General features: G+C 41.0%; 20 protein-coding genes. 8 read left to right on the top strand and 12 right to left on the bottom strand.

All coding sequences use genetic code 11. The annotated features are described in order from the left end of the window. Nucleotides 1-80 precede the first annotated feature (80 nt). Together ACQY4U_RS09925 and ACQY4U_RS09920 are read right to left on the bottom strand one after the other, a co-directional pair. Nucleotides 81-497 (bottom strand): EVE domain-containing protein, encoded by a 417-nt coding sequence (locus ACQY4U_RS09925; RefSeq protein ID WP_428329236.1) that lies wholly within the window; start codon nucleotides 495-497, stop codon nucleotides 81-83. A 55-nt stretch (nucleotides 498-552) separates the two neighbouring features. Then, nucleotides 553-1,515, bottom strand: coding sequence for a helix-turn-helix transcriptional regulator (locus ACQY4U_RS09920; protein ID WP_428329235.1), 963 nt, complete (start codon nucleotides 1,513-1,515; stop codon nucleotides 553-555). Nucleotides 1,516-1,573: 58 nt separating this feature from the next. Between ACQY4U_RS09920 and ACQY4U_RS09915 the strand changes: the two genes are divergently transcribed. From ACQY4U_RS09915 to ACQY4U_RS09895, 5 genes are all read left to right on the top strand, one after another. After that, the gene (locus ACQY4U_RS09915; protein ID WP_428329234.1) at nucleotides 1,574-1,996 is read left to right on the top strand and encodes a DUF2007 domain-containing protein; all 423 of its coding nucleotides are present in this window, start codon (nucleotides 1,574-1,576) and stop codon (nucleotides 1,994-1,996) included. A 9-nt stretch (nucleotides 1,997-2,005) separates the two neighbouring features. Then, nucleotides 2,006-2,428 carry a response regulator transcription factor gene (locus tag ACQY4U_RS09910; RefSeq protein ID WP_428329233.1) on the top strand — a complete coding sequence of 141 codons (423 nt, stop codon included), beginning with the start codon at nucleotides 2,006-2,008 and terminating at the stop codon, nucleotides 2,426-2,428. Between the two features lie 97 nt (nucleotides 2,429-2,525). After that, nucleotides 2,526-3,044, top strand: coding sequence for a DUF4199 domain-containing protein (locus tag ACQY4U_RS09905; RefSeq protein ID WP_428329232.1), 519 nt, complete (start codon nucleotides 2,526-2,528; stop codon nucleotides 3,042-3,044). An 85-nt stretch (nucleotides 3,045-3,129) separates the two neighbouring features. After that, complete coding sequence (locus ACQY4U_RS09900; RefSeq protein WP_428329231.1) at nucleotides 3,130-4,137, top strand: N(4)-(beta-N-acetylglucosaminyl)-L-asparaginase; 1,008 nt, start codon at nucleotides 3,130-3,132, stop codon at nucleotides 4,135-4,137. A gap of 112 nt (nucleotides 4,138-4,249) precedes the next feature. Next, nucleotides 4,250-5,008: a copper homeostasis protein CutC gene (locus tag ACQY4U_RS09895; protein ID WP_428329230.1), complete on the top strand. Its 759-nt coding sequence runs from the start codon at nucleotides 4,250-4,252 to the stop codon at nucleotides 5,006-5,008. Nucleotides 5,009-5,045: 37 nt separating this feature from the next. Here ACQY4U_RS09895 and ACQY4U_RS09890 read toward each other — a convergent pair whose 3' ends face one another. The 3 genes from ACQY4U_RS09890 to ACQY4U_RS09880 form a co-directional block, all read right to left on the bottom strand. Then, nucleotides 5,046-6,089, bottom strand: a complete 1,044-nt coding sequence (locus tag ACQY4U_RS09890) for an NAD(P)-dependent alcohol dehydrogenase (protein WP_428329229.1) — start codon at nucleotides 6,087-6,089, stop codon at nucleotides 5,046-5,048. 107 nt (nucleotides 6,090-6,196) lie between these two features. Further along, nucleotides 6,197-7,075 carry a helix-turn-helix domain-containing protein gene (locus ACQY4U_RS09885; protein WP_428329228.1) on the bottom strand — a complete coding sequence of 293 codons (879 nt, stop codon included), beginning with the start codon at nucleotides 7,073-7,075 and terminating at the stop codon, nucleotides 6,197-6,199. Between the two features lie 64 nt (nucleotides 7,076-7,139). Next, nucleotides 7,140-7,883, bottom strand: a complete 744-nt coding sequence (locus ACQY4U_RS09880; RefSeq protein ID WP_428329739.1) for a class I SAM-dependent methyltransferase — start codon at nucleotides 7,881-7,883, stop codon at nucleotides 7,140-7,142. A 173-nt stretch (nucleotides 7,884-8,056) separates the two neighbouring features. On the opposite strand from ACQY4U_RS09880, the gene ACQY4U_RS09875 reads away from it, so the two are divergent. Further along, the gene (locus tag ACQY4U_RS09875) at nucleotides 8,057-8,362 is read left to right on the top strand and encodes a hypothetical protein (RefSeq protein ID WP_428329227.1); all 306 of its coding nucleotides are present in this window, start codon (nucleotides 8,057-8,059) and stop codon (nucleotides 8,360-8,362) included. 4 nt (nucleotides 8,363-8,366) lie between these two features. On the opposite strand, the gene ACQY4U_RS09870 is transcribed toward ACQY4U_RS09875, so the two are convergent. Next, the gene (locus ACQY4U_RS09870; RefSeq protein WP_428329226.1) at nucleotides 8,367-8,750 is read right to left on the bottom strand and encodes a VOC family protein; all 384 of its coding nucleotides are present in this window, start codon (nucleotides 8,748-8,750) and stop codon (nucleotides 8,367-8,369) included. A 235-nt stretch (nucleotides 8,751-8,985) separates the two neighbouring features. On the opposite strand from ACQY4U_RS09870, the gene ACQY4U_RS09865 reads away from it, so the two are divergent. Both ACQY4U_RS09865 and ACQY4U_RS09860 read left to right on the top strand, forming a co-directional pair. Further along, complete coding sequence (locus ACQY4U_RS09865; RefSeq protein WP_428329225.1) at nucleotides 8,986-9,327, top strand: hypothetical protein; 342 nt, start codon at nucleotides 8,986-8,988, stop codon at nucleotides 9,325-9,327. A gap of 178 nt (nucleotides 9,328-9,505) precedes the next feature. After that, entirely contained in the window at nucleotides 9,506-10,057 is a 552-nt protein-coding gene (locus ACQY4U_RS09860; protein WP_428329224.1) for a ferritin, read from the top strand. Nucleotides 10,058-10,065: 8 nt separating this feature from the next. Here the strand turns inward: ACQY4U_RS09860 and ACQY4U_RS09855 are convergent, their stop codons facing one another. The 6 genes from ACQY4U_RS09855 to ACQY4U_RS09830 form a co-directional block, all read right to left on the bottom strand. Beyond that, nucleotides 10,066-10,293, bottom strand: a complete 228-nt coding sequence (locus ACQY4U_RS09855; RefSeq protein ID WP_428329223.1) for a hypothetical protein — start codon at nucleotides 10,291-10,293, stop codon at nucleotides 10,066-10,068. A 43-nt stretch (nucleotides 10,294-10,336) separates the two neighbouring features. Further along, the gene (locus tag ACQY4U_RS09850) at nucleotides 10,337-12,058 is read right to left on the bottom strand and encodes a beta-N-acetylhexosaminidase (RefSeq protein ID WP_428329222.1); all 1,722 of its coding nucleotides are present in this window, start codon (nucleotides 12,056-12,058) and stop codon (nucleotides 10,337-10,339) included. Nucleotides 12,059-12,162: 104 nt separating this feature from the next. Then, nucleotides 12,163-13,788, bottom strand: a complete 1,626-nt coding sequence (locus ACQY4U_RS09845) for an ArnT family glycosyltransferase (RefSeq protein ID WP_428329221.1) — start codon at nucleotides 13,786-13,788, stop codon at nucleotides 12,163-12,165. 146 nt (nucleotides 13,789-13,934) lie between these two features. Continuing rightward, nucleotides 13,935-14,987, bottom strand: a complete 1,053-nt coding sequence (locus tag ACQY4U_RS09840; RefSeq protein ID WP_428329220.1) for an acyltransferase — start codon at nucleotides 14,985-14,987, stop codon at nucleotides 13,935-13,937. Nucleotides 14,988-15,031: 44 nt separating this feature from the next. Next, complete coding sequence (locus ACQY4U_RS09835; RefSeq protein ID WP_428329219.1) at nucleotides 15,032-15,571, bottom strand: dual specificity protein phosphatase family protein; 540 nt, start codon at nucleotides 15,569-15,571, stop codon at nucleotides 15,032-15,034. Nucleotides 15,572-15,575: 4 nt separating this feature from the next. Then, nucleotides 15,576-16,379, bottom strand: a complete 804-nt coding sequence (locus ACQY4U_RS09830; protein ID WP_428329218.1) for a polysaccharide deacetylase family protein — start codon at nucleotides 16,377-16,379, stop codon at nucleotides 15,576-15,578. Nucleotides 16,380-16,468 lie beyond the last annotated feature (89 nt).

Here is a 16,468-nt window from a genome sequence, read left to right as displayed (position 1 = left end):
TATCTATATAATGGTTTAATTGTTTTTACTTCACTCCTACCCTATTCTTTTTGATGGCCTAATAAAGGTTTAGAGTTCATCTATTCGCTTATCATTTCCTTTTTTATCAAATTAAAATCGGCTGCCGGTATCTCAAAAAAGCCAAACCTAAACCGGTAGCCCCATGCGCTTTTATTGGTGATAAAAGCAAGCTTATTTCTTAAGGGTGCAATTGGTGTTTCGGTACAGTGATGATAATTTATATTACGGCGATACGGGATAAAATCGTCGCTCATTTTATGCTGATAAACCTCATCATCTGCCACCTGCCCGATGGCTGTAAATGCCTGGCAGGGCACATTGCCACTCATTGTTTGTTTGGGTGAGTAAAAGACTACCCAATCATTAACCGCCATTCGTTTTAAGGGAGCTGCCTTGCCATGATTAGCCTGCATAAAACTTCCAGCAACACCACGGGCAATATGATCTTTTGATACAACAACTACCCAGTAACGCATTTTATAAACCTTGTTTGTTTACACAAATTAAGGAAGGGTTAGTGACAACCCTATGTCAGTAGGAATTTAACAACTGAAGATTTTTTTGAGCAATGAGCGATCCAATTTGGCTAACCCGATCCTTTAAACTATCCGGACTGATGATCTCGGCACTATCACCAAACATCATGTACCAGCGGGCAAAGCCCTCTAATGATGTGGTTAGAAAAGTCATCTCTACCTGGTTACCTATCGTTTTTTCGGATACAAAACCACTGTAGTACTTTTGATATTCAAGGTGGCTATAAATTTTGTTATCCACCTTAATAACTACAAGGTCAAGCTCCTGCTCTTTGGCCGCCTGGTTTATGTAAGCTTTTAAAGTAGGGTGCTTGTTATTAAAGTGGCGGTCGGTGGTAATTATGCCGTTTATCCTGTCAACCCTAAAATCACGGTATGCATTCCGCATCAGGCAAAAAGCAATCAGGTGCCAGTTGCCGTCTTTATAAAAGATGCCCACAGGCTCAATATCCCTGTTGGTATGCTCCTGGCTGTGGTTGGCAAAATAATCAATGGTAATAATATATTTACGGGCAATGCTGTTCAGCAGGGTTTGGATATGATCCTTATTACTGGCATTTAGCTGGCTTTGACTTTTAAGGACCTCTATTTTACCATCAATATCCTCTAACAGGTTCTTTTCGGCGGTTTTTAGTATGGCCTTGATCTTGTACATGGCCGACTGGTGGTGTTCCATTGTAGAAGCATCCGTCATCTTCTCAACAAACTTTTCGGCAGTTAAAAAGGCAGTGGCTTCCTCGCGGGTAAACATAACCGGGGGCAGTCGGTAGCCTTCCATTATGGAGTAGCCAACCCCGGCTTCGCCAATAATAGGGATACCGGCTTCCTCCAGCGTTTTTACATCGCGGTAAACCGTACGCAGGCTTATATTGAACCGATCGGCAATATCACTGGCCTTAACCACCCTGCGCGATTGCAACTGAATTAAAATAGCCGATACCCTGTCAATGCGGTTCATATCATCCAAATTAAAGAAAAATCGGGGATGTTAGGATAATATTTTTTATTTTGCATTAATGAAAACGGATGATAAAATAGTAACATTTGAGTCCTATTACGACCCCATGCTGGCGCACATCGTACGCACCCGGCTGGAAGCTAACGGAATACCCTGTTTTATTGCCGATGAAAATACCATAGGCGCCAACCCGCTTTATAACCAGGCCGTAGGCGGTATAAAAGTTAAGGTTTTTGAAAAAGACATTGAAAAATGCCGCGAAATATTAGCCACCGAAGGCGACCTGCACGAACAGGATCACTTTGAAATTGATAACGAAACCAATACCTACGTGGTTTGCCCCTACTGTTCATCAACCAACGTGGTAAACATTGCCAAAGATAAAGACGAAGGTGTTTTAGATTCGTTTATAAACCTGGTAAACCCGTTTCAAACCCAAATGAACTGGCATTGCTATAACTGCCAGCAGGATTTTGAATAGCAGCACATAATGAGTTATCAAAACCTTAAAACCGGTATTAAAATTGGCATTGCAGCTGCACTGGCTATAATTTTGTTCCAGGTATCAAATATTTTGCTGGTTTATAAGTATTTCAGGTTTGATTATTATATAACGGCTATTGCCATACTGTTTTTAATAGCTGGATTTTTTATTTCGAAGTACAGGCAATCTGAAACAAACAAAGAGATTTTGACAAGCGATAACCCGCTTGCAAACCTTACCAGCAAGGAACTATCCATACTAAACCTGATAATTGAAGGTAAAAGTAATAAGGAGATTGCTGCCATTAATTATGTGGAGCTTAGCACCATTAAAACCCACATTAATAATATTTATAACAAACTGGGCCTAAGTAACCGTAAGCAAGCCGTTAATATTTACCAAACCAAGCTAAAACAAGCAGCAGGATAAGGTTTTATCAAGAAAATCCACCCTTTTTCCACCTGCTGCGTTTTTGTTTTTGATGATAATATCCACCAGTTTTGCATCAAATCAATCTAAAAATAAAATGAGATCAACTTTAAAAACCGGATTAATTACAGGCCTGGTAAGCAGTATTTTTCTGTTTGGCTTTTTCTCGCTGATGGTTTGGTTAAATACCAAATTTGGCTTGGGCATGCAGGCAAGTTCAATAAGGGGCCTGGGCGGGCTGATATCCGTACTTATACAAGCTATTGGTATTTATATGGCTATGCAAAACGCAAAGAAACTTGCAGGTGTGCTCAGCTATGGGCAGGCAGTTAAAACCGGGGTATTAGTAGCTATAACTATTGCAATTATAGTGGCCATTTTCAGTGCACTGTACTGCCAGTTTATTAACACGGGTTTCAGGGAGTTTATGATAAAGGATGCTCAAAAAACAATGATAGCCAATGGCGAATCGCAGCAGCAGATAGGCCAGCACCTGGTAATGGTTAGCAGGGAATTTAGTACCGGCACACAGGTAATAATGGCGCTTACAGGCCAGTTTTTTACCGGGCTTATCATTTCGCTTATTGCAGGGATATTTGTAAAGACCAAAAAATGAGCCTAATTAGCAATTTACACATTTAATTACAGCAATAAATAGCCCAATAAATCAATTTTATACACCTATTGATTATATTAGCGGTATGTATAACCGCCGTAAATTCATCAAAATATCGGCTGCCGGTGCTTCGCTGGCAGCATTGTCAACTTCAACAATTGCTAAAGCAATAAACGTAAAACCTGCCGATGGATTTCCGATAGTAATTTCGACCTGGGATTTTGGGATTGCCGCCAACAAAGAAGCCTGGAAAACTTTAGAAAAAGGCGGCCGTGCGCTTGATGCCGTTGAGGCCGGTGTACGCATTCCTGAAGCCGACATGAACAACCATACCGTTGGCCGCGCCGGTTACCCCGACAGGGACGGCCACGTGAGCCTTGATGCCTGTATCATGGATGAGTTTGGCAATTGCGGCTCCGTTGCTGCCATTGAGGATATTGCCCACCCTATATCTGTTGCACGTTTGGTAATGGAAAAAACCCCGCACGTTATGTTAGTTGGTGAGGGCGCTACCCAGTTTGCCGTTGAACAGGGTTTTAAAAGAGAAAAACTCCTGACCCCCGAATCAGAAAAAGCATGGAAAGAATGGTTAAAAACTGCCAAGTACTCGCCTGTTTTAAATATCGAAAACAAACAACATGCCCCCGGCAATCAATATAACCACGATACTATTGGCATGCTGGCGCTGGATGCAAAAGGAAATATAAGCGGCGCATGTACTACCAGCGGCATGGCGTTTAAACTGCGTGGCCGCGTTGGCGACAGCCCCATAATTGGCGCAGGCCTTTATGTAGATAATGAAGTAGGCGGCGCTACATCAACCGGTGTAGGCGAAGAAGTGATCCGTAACGTGGGCAGCTTTTTAGTGGTAGAGCTGATGCGCCAGGGCTATTTACCTGAGGATGCCTGCAAGGAAGCGGTAAGGCGCATCATCAAAAAGAAACCTGAAACAGCCAAAGAGATACAAGTTGGCTTTTTAGCCATTAATAAAAAAGGTCAGTATGGTGCTTATGCCATTCAAAAGGGCTTTTCTTTTGCGGTTTGCAATGCGGAGAAACAGGATCTCCTTGTTCCGGGAAAAAGTTTTTATTAAGCCTAATCTGCACTAAATTCAATCAAACTATTTTATTTATCATTCGTATAATAAAGGTTAACAGGTAGTTACAAGCTGCTTGTTGATCTTTTTAATATCTATCTATAAAAACATGAGCGTTCCTGTTGTAATACTCGAAGTATGTGCAAATTCGGCTACCTCTGCCATAGCAGCGCAGGACGGCGGTGCCGCGCGCGTGGAACTGTGCGAAAATTTGTTTGAAGGCGGCACCACCCCATCATACGGCGAAATACTGATAGCCCGCAGGCTGCTCCATATTAAATTGTATGTGTTGATAAGGCCACGCGGCGGCGACTTTTTATATACCGACCTTGAATTTGATATAATGAAGGCCGATGTGCGTTACTGCATTGAAGCGGGCTGCGATGGCATTGTGATAGGCATTTTAAAAGATGACGGCACCATAGATATTGACCGCTGTCGCCAGCTGGCCAGCATGGCTAAACAGTGGGGTCTGGGTGTTACTTTTCACCGGGCTTTTGATATGTGTGCCGATATGTTTGTAGCCCTTGAAAAGATAATTGATATGGGCTGCGAGCGGATCCTGACGTCGGGCGGTAAAAGCACGGCGATGGAGGGCTCAACCAATATTGCACGTTTAATTGAGAAAGCCGATGGCCGCATAACCATTATGCCCGGCAGCGGCGTTACCGAAAACAATGTTGCGGACCTGGTTCATTTTACCGGGGCTACCGAGGTGCATTCATCAGCACGGGTACATGTAGCCAGCAAAATGAAATATAAAAACGACCATATCATTATGGGTGATACTATTGGTGATGAATACAGCAATGATGTTACTGATAAAGTTCGCGTTGCAAACATTATAAAAATGGCCAACTCCATTTAAGCGGAATTGGCCATTAGTTTAGTTTTGTTTTTTTAAATTATAACGTAGCCATATCAATTACAAAACGGTACCGTACATCACCTTTTTCCATACGGGCATATGATGCGTGAATATCTTTAATATCAATCATTTCAATGTCTGATACGATGTTGTGTTCTGCACAATAGTCAAGCATTTCCTGAGTTTCGGCTATGCCGCCTATACCTGAACCTGCAAGGCTTTTTCTGCCGCCTAACAAACTGAATGCAGCAATCTCAGCCGGTTTTGGTGGAACACCTACGCAGATATGCACACCGTTTGTACGCAATAAAGATAGGTACATATTAAAATCATGCTCTGCCGATACCGTATCCAATATAAAATCGAAGGTATTTTTAGCTGCTTTTACCTGGTCCGGATCGGTAGTAACCACAAAATGATGCGCGCCTAATTTTTTAGCGTCTTCTTCTTTTTTAGGCGAAGTACTTAATACCGTTACTTCGGCTCCAAAGGCAACACCGAACTTAACCGCCATGTGGCCTAAACCACCTAAACCAAGCACCGCTAATTTATGGCCCTTGCCAACTTTCCAGTGCCTTAAAGGCGAATAGGTAGTGATACCTGCGCATAATAACGGCGCAACTGCAGCAAGGTTCAATTTATCTGATACGTGCAATACAAAATCCTCGTTAACTACGATGGAGTTTGAGTAACCGCCGTAAGTAGGTGTTTTATGATCCTGCTCCAGGCCATTGTAGGTTTGTGAGCTGCCGTTTAAACAGTATTGTTCCAGGTCTTGCTTACAGTTTTCGCACACACGGCACGAATCTACCAGGCAGCCTGTTCCGGCTAAATCACCTACTTTAAAGTTCTTTACATTGTCGCCTACCTTAACTACACGGCCAACAATCTCATGTCCTGGCACCATCGGGAATATACCCGGGAACCAGTCGTTCTTGATCTGGTGAAGATCAGAGTGGCAAACACCACAAAATAAAATATCAAATTGTACATCATGCGGTCCAACCTCACGTCTTTCAAAATCCCAGGGAGCCAAATCTGTTGTTTCGCTTTGTGCAGCGTAGCCTTTTACAGGTATCATATTGTTTTCTTTAGTGTAAATGTATTTGTCTTGTTTAAACAAAGATGCGGTTTCTATATAAAAGCCGTTTATCTATTTGGGTCAATTTACTTGACTTATCGGCCCAATTAATCCACTAAAACCACTACCCTGCTTTTAGTTTCTGATGGGGTATGACCAAAATATTCTTTAAACAGTCTTGAAAAATGTGCCACGCTCTCAAAACCTAAGGAGTAGCAAACATCTTTAACAGGTAAATTGGTTTGTAATAACTGTCTTGCTTTTGCCAATCGCTTTTCCCTGATCCACTTTGCGGGCGACACCTGGTAAATGGCCTGAAAATCGCGCTTAAAGCTTGACAGGCTTCTACCTGATAAATAGGCCATATCTGTAAGCGTTATAGGATTGGCATAGTTTTCTTCAACTATATGGGTAATATCCGAATATACAGGCTGCTTTAACTGTAATATTTGCTGAAAAAGATTTTTATCGGTACTGGCAAGGTCATACAATAGCTCCAGCATTTTTAAACGTATTAAGCCGGCATCAATATTTTCGGGCTCATTAAAGTATGGCTTTAACGATTCAAAAAATTTAAGCAGGCGCTCCTTTACCGGTTTAACAGATACTAAAACCGCTTCGGCACAATTAACCGATTCAATTTTGGTCATTTTTATAAACTCTTTTAAAAACTCATCCTTTATAAAAAACAGCATACTGTCATACACATAGTTATTGCCGGGGTTTCCGCATTTATCATAACTTACCTGTACGGCCTTTTTAAGCAATACCATTTCGTGCTTGTTAACCACGTAGGTATTTTTACCATGTGTTATGGTGTTAGTGCCCTCAAGCACTACCAACAGCATGTGCTCGCCCAAATACATACTACCTTCGGTACGGTGCGTAAGCGTGCAAGATTCAACAAGACTTACCCCATTCAACTTCAATTCACGCTGATAATAAGGTGCGCAGGTTAATTCATTGGGTACTTTTATAGCCTTCATTCAGCAATACTTAATTTAATTGCTAAGTTGAGTAATATTAGCTGATTAAACTATACTTTAAAGGTCATTTATATTGACTATTTGGCTCAATCTTTTTTGCTGAAATAAACAAATAATCACCGTTATCATTTTTGTAGCTGTCCTTTACCGGATTAAAAGCTCCGCTTTCAATATCTGCGCTTAATTTCAACAAACCGCTGTCAACTTCATCAGCATTAGCTATTGCCGCAAAGGATGAAATGCCTTTTCTTACATCATCATCTAAATACATTTGTGGCTTATTTTTACCTGCATACAAAAAGCAATCCTGCAAATCATCCTGAATAAAATACTTTTCTGTTGCTGTATCAGTAAACTCATTATTGTCAAGCAATGATTCAATTGCAGCCAGCGATGGCATTTGAAGTATTGAGGCCTTCATCATTTCGGGGAAATAATAGTTAAGCCAATAACCTTGCATTTGCAAAGGGGTGGCAGTAAAGAAAACTACCGTTCCACCGGGCTTGATTACCCTGTTAATCTCTTTTAAAGCAAGGTTTAAATTACGCCAATGGTGAATAGTAAGGGTAGCTATAACCCCATCAAAACTATTATCATCCGCAGGGATCTGTTCTGCATAGCCTTGCAGCCATTTTAAATTTCCCTTATGCTTGCGGGCAATATCCAGCATTGAAGCAGATGGCTCAACGCCTGTAAGGTCGGCTCCCTTATTTGCAAGTGCTATGGTATAATTTCCGGTTCCGCAACCAATATCAAGGTATGATTTATCAGGTTTAACAGCCATAAGATCATATAACTTACTGGTTATTTAAGTATCGGCCTTTCGGGTAGTGTTATATCCTTTACCTATGGTATTGTAAACGGTTTCCATTAATTATATACCTTTATATAGCAATGTAGTTAATTAGTTGTTAAAAATCCAGATACTCATTTATGTATAAGGCCCTGCACATAAGCCCCATGCTCCCATCTTATAACGTTATGGCAACGGTGGATTTTTTTAAAGATCTTTTTAATTTTTCGCTGATGATGGGAGATAGCAACTATGCCATAGTATACAAGGATAACCTGACCATACATATTTTACCGGCCGGTACTGATATTGGCGAAATGGAATTTTATTTAGAGGTTGATGATATTGATGGTTTATGGGATGGTATTAAAAACAAGCTTGAAAACATAAGGGTACGAGAACCCTTTGACCGCGAATATGGCATGCGCGAAATCCACATTATTATCCCCCAAACAAAAACACTACTTTTTGTGGGGCAGGTGATAAAAAGGTAGCCGCTTACATTTGCTTTAAAACCGATAATATATTACCGGCAGGATCCCTGAACCAGGCAATATCAGGCCCATAACCGTTGCCGCGTAAAATACCTTTTTCGTCGGTTTTTATTGGCTCACTGTATTGTTCAAAAACAATACCCAAACCAATAAGCTCATCAACCACCTCGTCAACATCGCTAACCGGAAAATTCAGGATAGTAAACGTAGCAGGCTCATGATTGGGTTTTGGATAAACAATTATTTGTGTTCCACCACTGATGTGCAAGGTCATTATCCCCATATCATTTTCAGAAATCTCAATGCCCAGCTTTCCATTATAAAACTCTTTTGCCTTTTGCATATCGTTCACTGCAAAACCGCTCAATGCTTTTGTATTTTTAAACATGGTATTTTATTTAGGTTTAATCAGGCCGAAGGTCAATATGTATATAATTGAACTATTATCAAAACTTACATAGTTAAGACGACTACAGTAAGGCCATACATACCATTAAGGAGCATAAATGATGCCAGTATACACAACACACTAAACACTATCTGCCTAAATATAAGACATTTAAGCTTTTATGCTTCTTAATTAACACAATGCTGTGCAATTTATCATACCTTTAGCGGCTCACATGGAAGAAAGAAAATATTTAACTACCTGGAAAAGGTACATCCCCGTAATTCGTTTACACCTTAAAAAAAGTTTTAACGAAGAACAGCAGTTTAAATTAAATATAACTGATTTTGAATCTGCTGGCGACCGCGGAAAATCTGGTTATACCTTTAATATAGTGATGGAAAACGGCAAGGTGACCAACAACATCAGCGGTTCGGCCGTTGCACGCGATCTTTTTGAAGCTTTAAAAGCTGATGAGGCTATAAAAGCAATGCTTCAGGATAAAAGTGTAAAGATCAGCGTTGGTAAATCTTTCATCCTGAGTATAAAAACCACGTACGTTTCGGCTTATAAATAGCCCTGCTATGCGCTGCTGCTAAACAGTTTGCGTTATATGTATAAAACACCATAGGGCTGCTTATAGCTTAATGGTGTTTTTTTTGTGCTCTGGGATATTTGTTGATAGCTTGATTTTCGCCCTAAGATATTTTAAACATTTTAGCTTACCGATAGTTTAGCTTTTAAATAAACTATCAATGGATACTAACAGACTTTCGGACACACTTGCAAAAGCTTTAAATGATCAGATGACCAATGAAGCTCATAATGCGCAGATCTATCTTTCATACGGCGCCTGGGCCAGCGATAAAGGCTACGGTGGTATTTCTAATTTCCTTTTCCGCCACTCAAACGAGGAGCGTAACCACATGATGAAGTTTTTAGAATACATTTTAAAGCGCGGCGCAAAGGTTGTGGTAACCGCCATACCTGAACCAGGTCCCGACCCTATAAATGTTAATGATTGCTTTGAAAAGGTATTTAAATCAGAGGTGGAGAATACCACCGCTATTTATAAAATCGTGGAGATGAGCATGCAGGAAAAAGACTGGGCAACCTGGAATTTTATGCAGTGGTTTGTAAAAGAACAAACAGAAGAAGAAACGATGGCAATTGATATGCTGGATAAGGTTAAAATTGCCGGCGGACCAAATGCTAATGATGATGCCTTATATAATTTAGATAAGGACCTTGCTACCACACCTGATGATGCAACATTGGCACAGGACACCAGCGTTACCAATCCGTAATTACTAAATTAATTAAAGCACTGGCTAAACGCCACCAATACTTTTAAAAACACTTCCCGGTCAACACCGAAAACTGCGGGGTGCTCAGGTTTCATGGGCATCCCGTTTTTATAACGGATGGGAAACAGGGCAATAAATTCACGAATAGTTATTTCATAACGCAGCCACGGGTCGGCACGATGGATCTCCTCCAGCCGCATTTCAAAAAGTGGAAGACTTAACGGATCGTTCTTCATCGGCGTAAAATTAAACTTTAGTATTCAGTAAATCCACTTCACCTTATTTTTTACGCTTCTTTCCTTTTTTAGTAGTGTGATGTTTAGCACTGCTTTTTGAATGACCATGCTTACCTGCATGGTGCCCGCGTGCACCTGATCTGCGCCCATGATGACGATGCCTTTCTCTTACCATTGGCTTAACAATACGTGGTGCAAAGTCAATCGCTTCCGGATGTAACGAAGGATCATAGGGGTCATAATAATAGATCCCGGCATTATCATAAAGCTTAAGGTTTGTTTTAAGCCTTTCATTAAAATCAGTTTCATTTTTTGAGGCAGAATCTGTCCATGCTGTTTCAGAAAGTGCCGCCATCCTCGGGAAGATCATATAATCGAGCCGCTTTTCTGAGCCTACCGTTTCTGTCCAAAGGTTTGCCTGTACACCAATTATCTGATCGGATGCCAACTCATCAGCCGGGAATTGTTTATACGGAAAGTTGTAAACAGCACTTAGGCTATTGAATACTCCATTCCATTTACGGCCCGATACGTGGCTTTTATCTTGCACAAAATCAAAATACATGGGCAGCCTTGGGCAAAGCACCACCTGGTATTTTTTTTGCAGCGCAAGCTTTAATTGCGATGGTATGTTTTGCCGCCACCAAAATACAATGGTTTTATCGGCTGGCAGGTCGGTTTCTGTTGCTTCGTCCCAGCAAAGTATTTTACTGTTTAAACTTACAACTGTATCGGCCATGCGCTTAAAAAAGTAATGCTCCAGGTCGGTTAGTGAAGTGAATTTATTTTTCGCCATCATCTCCATAATAGCTGGTCTGCCGGCCCAGGCCTGCATCCCCAATGCCACCTCATCACCACCAAGGTGGATCATGTGCGATGGAAATAAAGCATTGGTTTCTTTCAATATGTCAGCTAAGTATTGGTATGTTTTTTCGTTTGATGGATTAAAGGTAAAATTCGGGAATTTATTGATGCTTCCTCCGCTGTATTCGGGATAAGCCTTGTTGGCTGCGGTTGCATGGCCGGGCATATCGATTTCAGGTATAACTGTTATAAACCTGTCTTGTGCGTAATCAACTATCTCCTTAATATCTTCTTGTGTATAATATTTGGCTTCAGCCAATGTATCCGAATAATTTCCAACGCCACCTACGGAAGTTAGTTTAGGGTATTTTTTTATTTCGATGCGCCAGCCCTGTACATCTGTTAAATGCCAGTGAAATTTATTCAGCTTATAAAAAGCCATCCAGTCGAGCAGTTGCTTTACTTTTTGTTTACCAAAAAAATGGCGCGATTCATCCAGCATAAACCCCCTCCATTTATACCTTGGTGCATCGGTAATTAGGCCTGCATTAAGATTCACAAAATCCGGAGCTGGTTCTGTTTTAATGATTTGCAGCAACGAAACTATCCCATAAAAAACACCCGCATTGCCTGATGCAGTGATAGTGATCTTTTGTGGTTCTATCTTTAGGGTGTAAGCCTCGGCGGGTTGATTACCTCTAACCAATTGCAGATCGATAGAGGCTTTAACTTCGTTCTGATCAACGGGGATAGCTAAACCCTTTGCCTTTAATAATTCGGTTTGCAGGTAATTGGCCTGTGGCAATAAGGAGTTATCATTTATACCGATAACCGTATGGCTGTTGAGTTGAAACTGTCCGTCAGCTTTTACAAACGATTTTGGGAGCGGAATTATATTAACATTTTGTGCCGATAGAAATGAGGAAAGAAAGAGAAACAGGGCAAAAAAAGAAAATTTCATTGCACGAATATATATCAAACAGACAATTATTAAAAGTTACAACCCCTAATTAGTGTTATAACTTTTAATAAAAATGAAATATTATTCTTTAAAATACTAAAGTCTTATTTTCCAAATGGTGGTAAGCCTATCAGTTGCCTGTATACCGGCAGATCCATCCTTTTTTCGGTTGGGATATGGAAGTTTTTACAATAGTAAACCTGTAAACTGTATTCAATCCGCCCGTTACGAACGATAGGAATATCGGGCAGTTGAGTTACGCTGTCAAAAAACGGCTTGGTATCAGCATCAACATATATCTGGTGCTGATCGCCAATTACAACGGCATCTTTTCCAATCAGCTTTGTAGGGTCAACCAAAAAAGCAAGATTACGCGGGTCGGCATTAAAAACTACAATGTCTTTTTTGCCCTTGAGTGCCCAGTCAACCTTACCCATCAGCCACCAGCGCGGGCTGCCGGTAAATATCTTAGGGTCATTTAACCAACCCTCTTTTTCAAAGCGGGTTTTAATATCGGTATAGTCAACCCCTTGTATGGTTGGGTCATTTTTATCGCCATGAAAGCTCACTACCCATTTAGGGCCGTACCACTGCCAAAAACCTGTTACCATGTGCATGCTTAGCACGCCAATGGTAATAATGGTAAAACATATAGAAAAATTAAGCCACCTGCGGTTAAAGCGCATGGTTTTAATATCACTGTTTAACCCTTTATCTATAGCAAAGCCCAGCGGGATAAACAGCATCATGTAACCGGGTGCCTGCCAGTGAAAATGGTATTGCAGATCGGCCCAAAGGGTAACCACCGTGAAGAAAACGATAGGTAGTATAGACATCCAGAAGCTAAAGCTGTAAGCTAACAGCTGCGAACGCAGTTTGTATGATTTAAATAATTGCCTTATTGTAGGTACCCATATCCAGGGTAATAACCACAGCGATTGCCCTAAAATACTGCGTAAAAACCAGTCAATATGCAACTGGAAATGCTCGTTCTTTACCCCTGCCCTTGATCCCTGGAAAATGAAAGATACCCAGCCGTTATTATAGTTCCACCATAAAATAGGCAATGCCATAATAAACACAATCAGTATAGCAATATACGGGCCGGGGTGCCTTAACCAATGGCGCTGGCTTTTATTAGTGCCCACATACATAAATACACCTGCAAACAAAAACAGCACGTGGTACTTACTCAACGTAGCTAAACCCATACTGATACCTACGGCCAACCACAGCAAATAGGCCCGGCGGCTATTGCGGGTAGCTTCGGATGTTTGACTCCCAGGGCCAACCATCAGCTCTACAATAAAATAGGTGGCTAACAACCAGAAAAACAGCAAAGGTGCATCCGGCTGAAACCAGCAGGCTATGGCAACGGTAAATACCGCGCTCAAATTCATAATGGTTACCGCCCAAAAGCCTGATTTTGCATTGAACAATTTACGGGTAATTAAAAACAACAACCAGCTGGTACCTGCAAATAACAACACCGATGGGAACCTTATACCGAAATTATTGAGCCCGAATAATTTTATACCCAAACCGCCCAGCCAGAAAAACAATGGCGGCTGATCAAAATAACTGAGATCTAAATGCAGTGCGCCCCTGAAGTAATAAGACTCACCAATACCAAGACCGGTATAAGCCGCTATAAAGCATCGGATTACAAATGTTATAAAGATCAGTATGGCTGCGGAGGAGGCCGCATTGCTTTCAGTTAGTTTCTTCATCAGATAAAATGAGCAGAATTTGCAAGGGCACAAATCTCTTAAAAAAAATACGAATTATCAGTTGTTTTATTTTGGGATATTAAAGCCAGGCGATTTAAAGGAGGTAGCATAGTTTCTTAGACATGTTTTAACCGCCAATTCGCCGCTTAGCCCGCCACCCATTTCCCCAAAAATGGTATCTTATTTATTATCCAAACTAACAGTAAGGTTAAAATAAAACAGATGAACGCTGTTAACGGGATAGCAATAATGGGTGCGCATAGTTTATAGCTGATACCAAAAGGATCATCCAAAAAATATAATAGCAATGCATGACCCAGGTAGATGCCATAATTATATCCGCCAACAAAATCCCGGATACGGATAACTAACGGAGAAACTTTAGGCACGGTTAGCTTAGCAATAATAAAAACGCTTGCCGATAGCGTTAAAACTGCCGGGTTTACCGGCTCATAAAACATAGTACCCGGTAATTTAGGATATGGAATAATTAAATAGGTACCGATAGCAATAAACACTATGCTGAGAACAAACAAGGCAAGCATCCAGATCCGCAGGTGTTTCACCTTAAAATCGGTAAATGCCAAATAATGCCCTAACACCAGGTAGCCCACATAGCCCGCAAAATAATGCATATCAACCGCCGGGTTATATCGTGATAAATATGGCTGGGTGATGAGCATTACAGCAAACCATACTATTAAAAAGTACAATATCTCGATTGGGGTAGCATTTCTTACAAATTTGCCAATAATGGGGATAAAAAAGTAAAGCCCTATCAGCATATATACATACCATAAATGGTATGAGCTGCCTACTTTGAGTAAATGCAGTACTATTTTTATATTAAGCCAGGCATCGGCACCAAAGGTAATTTCTTCTATATACCACGAATACCACACGTAAACCAAACTCCAGAACAAAAAGGGTACCACTACCCTGCTCAGCCGTTTTTTTAAAAACCCACCTATTTCATATTCCCTGTGCAGTAACAGAGCCCCGGTTATCATCACAAAAACGGGAACAGCGAAACGAACCAATGCGTTAAAAAAATCGGCCGTCCACCAGTCTGCCATAGGTACGCGGCCATAACCCATTAATAAAGGCGATGTGCTGTGCAGAATAATCACCGCATATAGGGCTATTAGGCGCAGGTTACTTATCCAATCAATATTTGCGGGTTTGGCAGCGGGCATCATCAGCGGTAAAGATCTTTAAAAATAGGGTATTTTATTTCGGGATTTTATAAACCGGCAGGCTTACTGTAATATATCTCTAATTCCTTGAGCCTTTCTACTTGCCCTTTGGTCGGGTTTATAAATTTTCGTACCCGCTTTATCATAGCATAAGCACCACTAAAAGTTAGGCCCGTTTTTATTAAATAGGCCATTGCCATAGTTGGCCCACGCCCCAAACCCTGCCTGCAATGAACATACACCGAACCACCGTTTTTTATTTCCTCATCAATAAGGTTAGCGCCTTTTATCAATACATCCATAGGTGGCGGGGTATTGTCAACAGTTGGCAGGTGCAGGTATTTAATGCCTGCGTGTATGGCATCGCTATAATCGTTATGGGTACGCATATTTACAATGGCAGTAACGCCGAGTGCCTTTAATTTTTTAAGCCCTTGTAAGTTATACTGACTACCTAAAAAAAGATGTGCCGTTATCTGGCTGCGGCTTAGGCGCGGCATACCTGTAATAACCCGGTGCACATTATCATACATATAATCAAGTACTAAACCGGCACCTGTTAAAAGGCTTTTAATTTTTTTCAGCATCCGTTTATTTTAATTCAGTCTGTTTGCTTTTAACATAATCCATAGCCTGCTGAAAGGTAGCTACCCAAATAGTTTTTTTATGTTTTTTGAGATAATTTATTAATTCCTGGTGAGATGCCGAAGGTGTGGTGATATAGTCGCCGCCAATACCATGAAACATAAAAATGCCCATGCCGGCACTTTGCTCTGCCTTTTTTACAAAGGCAATGAGTTTGGCTCCCGATGCATTTTCATCCAATCCGTATGATGGCACCAACAGCAGATCAAGTTTTTTAAAGTCGGTTATAATGGCATCCATATCGCCGCCTATGCGGGCATATTTAATCATCCCCGATCGCCTGAGCGAATCAACATAACTGCGGCCACCTACCGCTGTTTCGGTACATGGGTAGGCATAAGTACGGGTAGTTTTACCATCTATTGCGTACAGAAAATTATTTTGCGCATCAATTTCGCGCAGGATACCATAAATGGTATAGTGCTGCGAATCATTCACCGGGTTATCGGGCATGGTGGCACTTAAGCAAGGATGATATAAGGTATGGTTTGCTAACTCGTGCCCGTTTTTACTAACAGCCCGCCATTTAGGGATAGCATCGCGGCTCATGCCGGTTAAAAAAAATGTGCCTTTAAAATGTGCGGCATCTAATTGCGGGATAGCTGTTTTTAACTGCGAAGCTAAGGCATCATCATAAGTAAGTACTATAACTGCTTTTTTATGATGGGGCCAGGTTATTTTTTGCTGCGCATTAACACTATGGCTTAACAATAAAAAAAAGAAGATGAACCCTTTAATTAGTCTTTCCATTATTTAGTAGGCAGGTTGTACAGGCCATTGTTGTTTATCTAATATAGATAATAATAATCCAGCTTTACAACGTTGCGGCATAACACGCA

The organism is Mucilaginibacter sp. (assembly GCF_965277465.1).
GTDB lineage: Bacteria > Bacteroidota > Bacteroidia > Sphingobacteriales > Sphingobacteriaceae > Mucilaginibacter.
The sequence above is the reverse complement of the archived record's forward strand: the minus strand, read 5'-3'. Positions and strand labels throughout refer to the sequence as shown.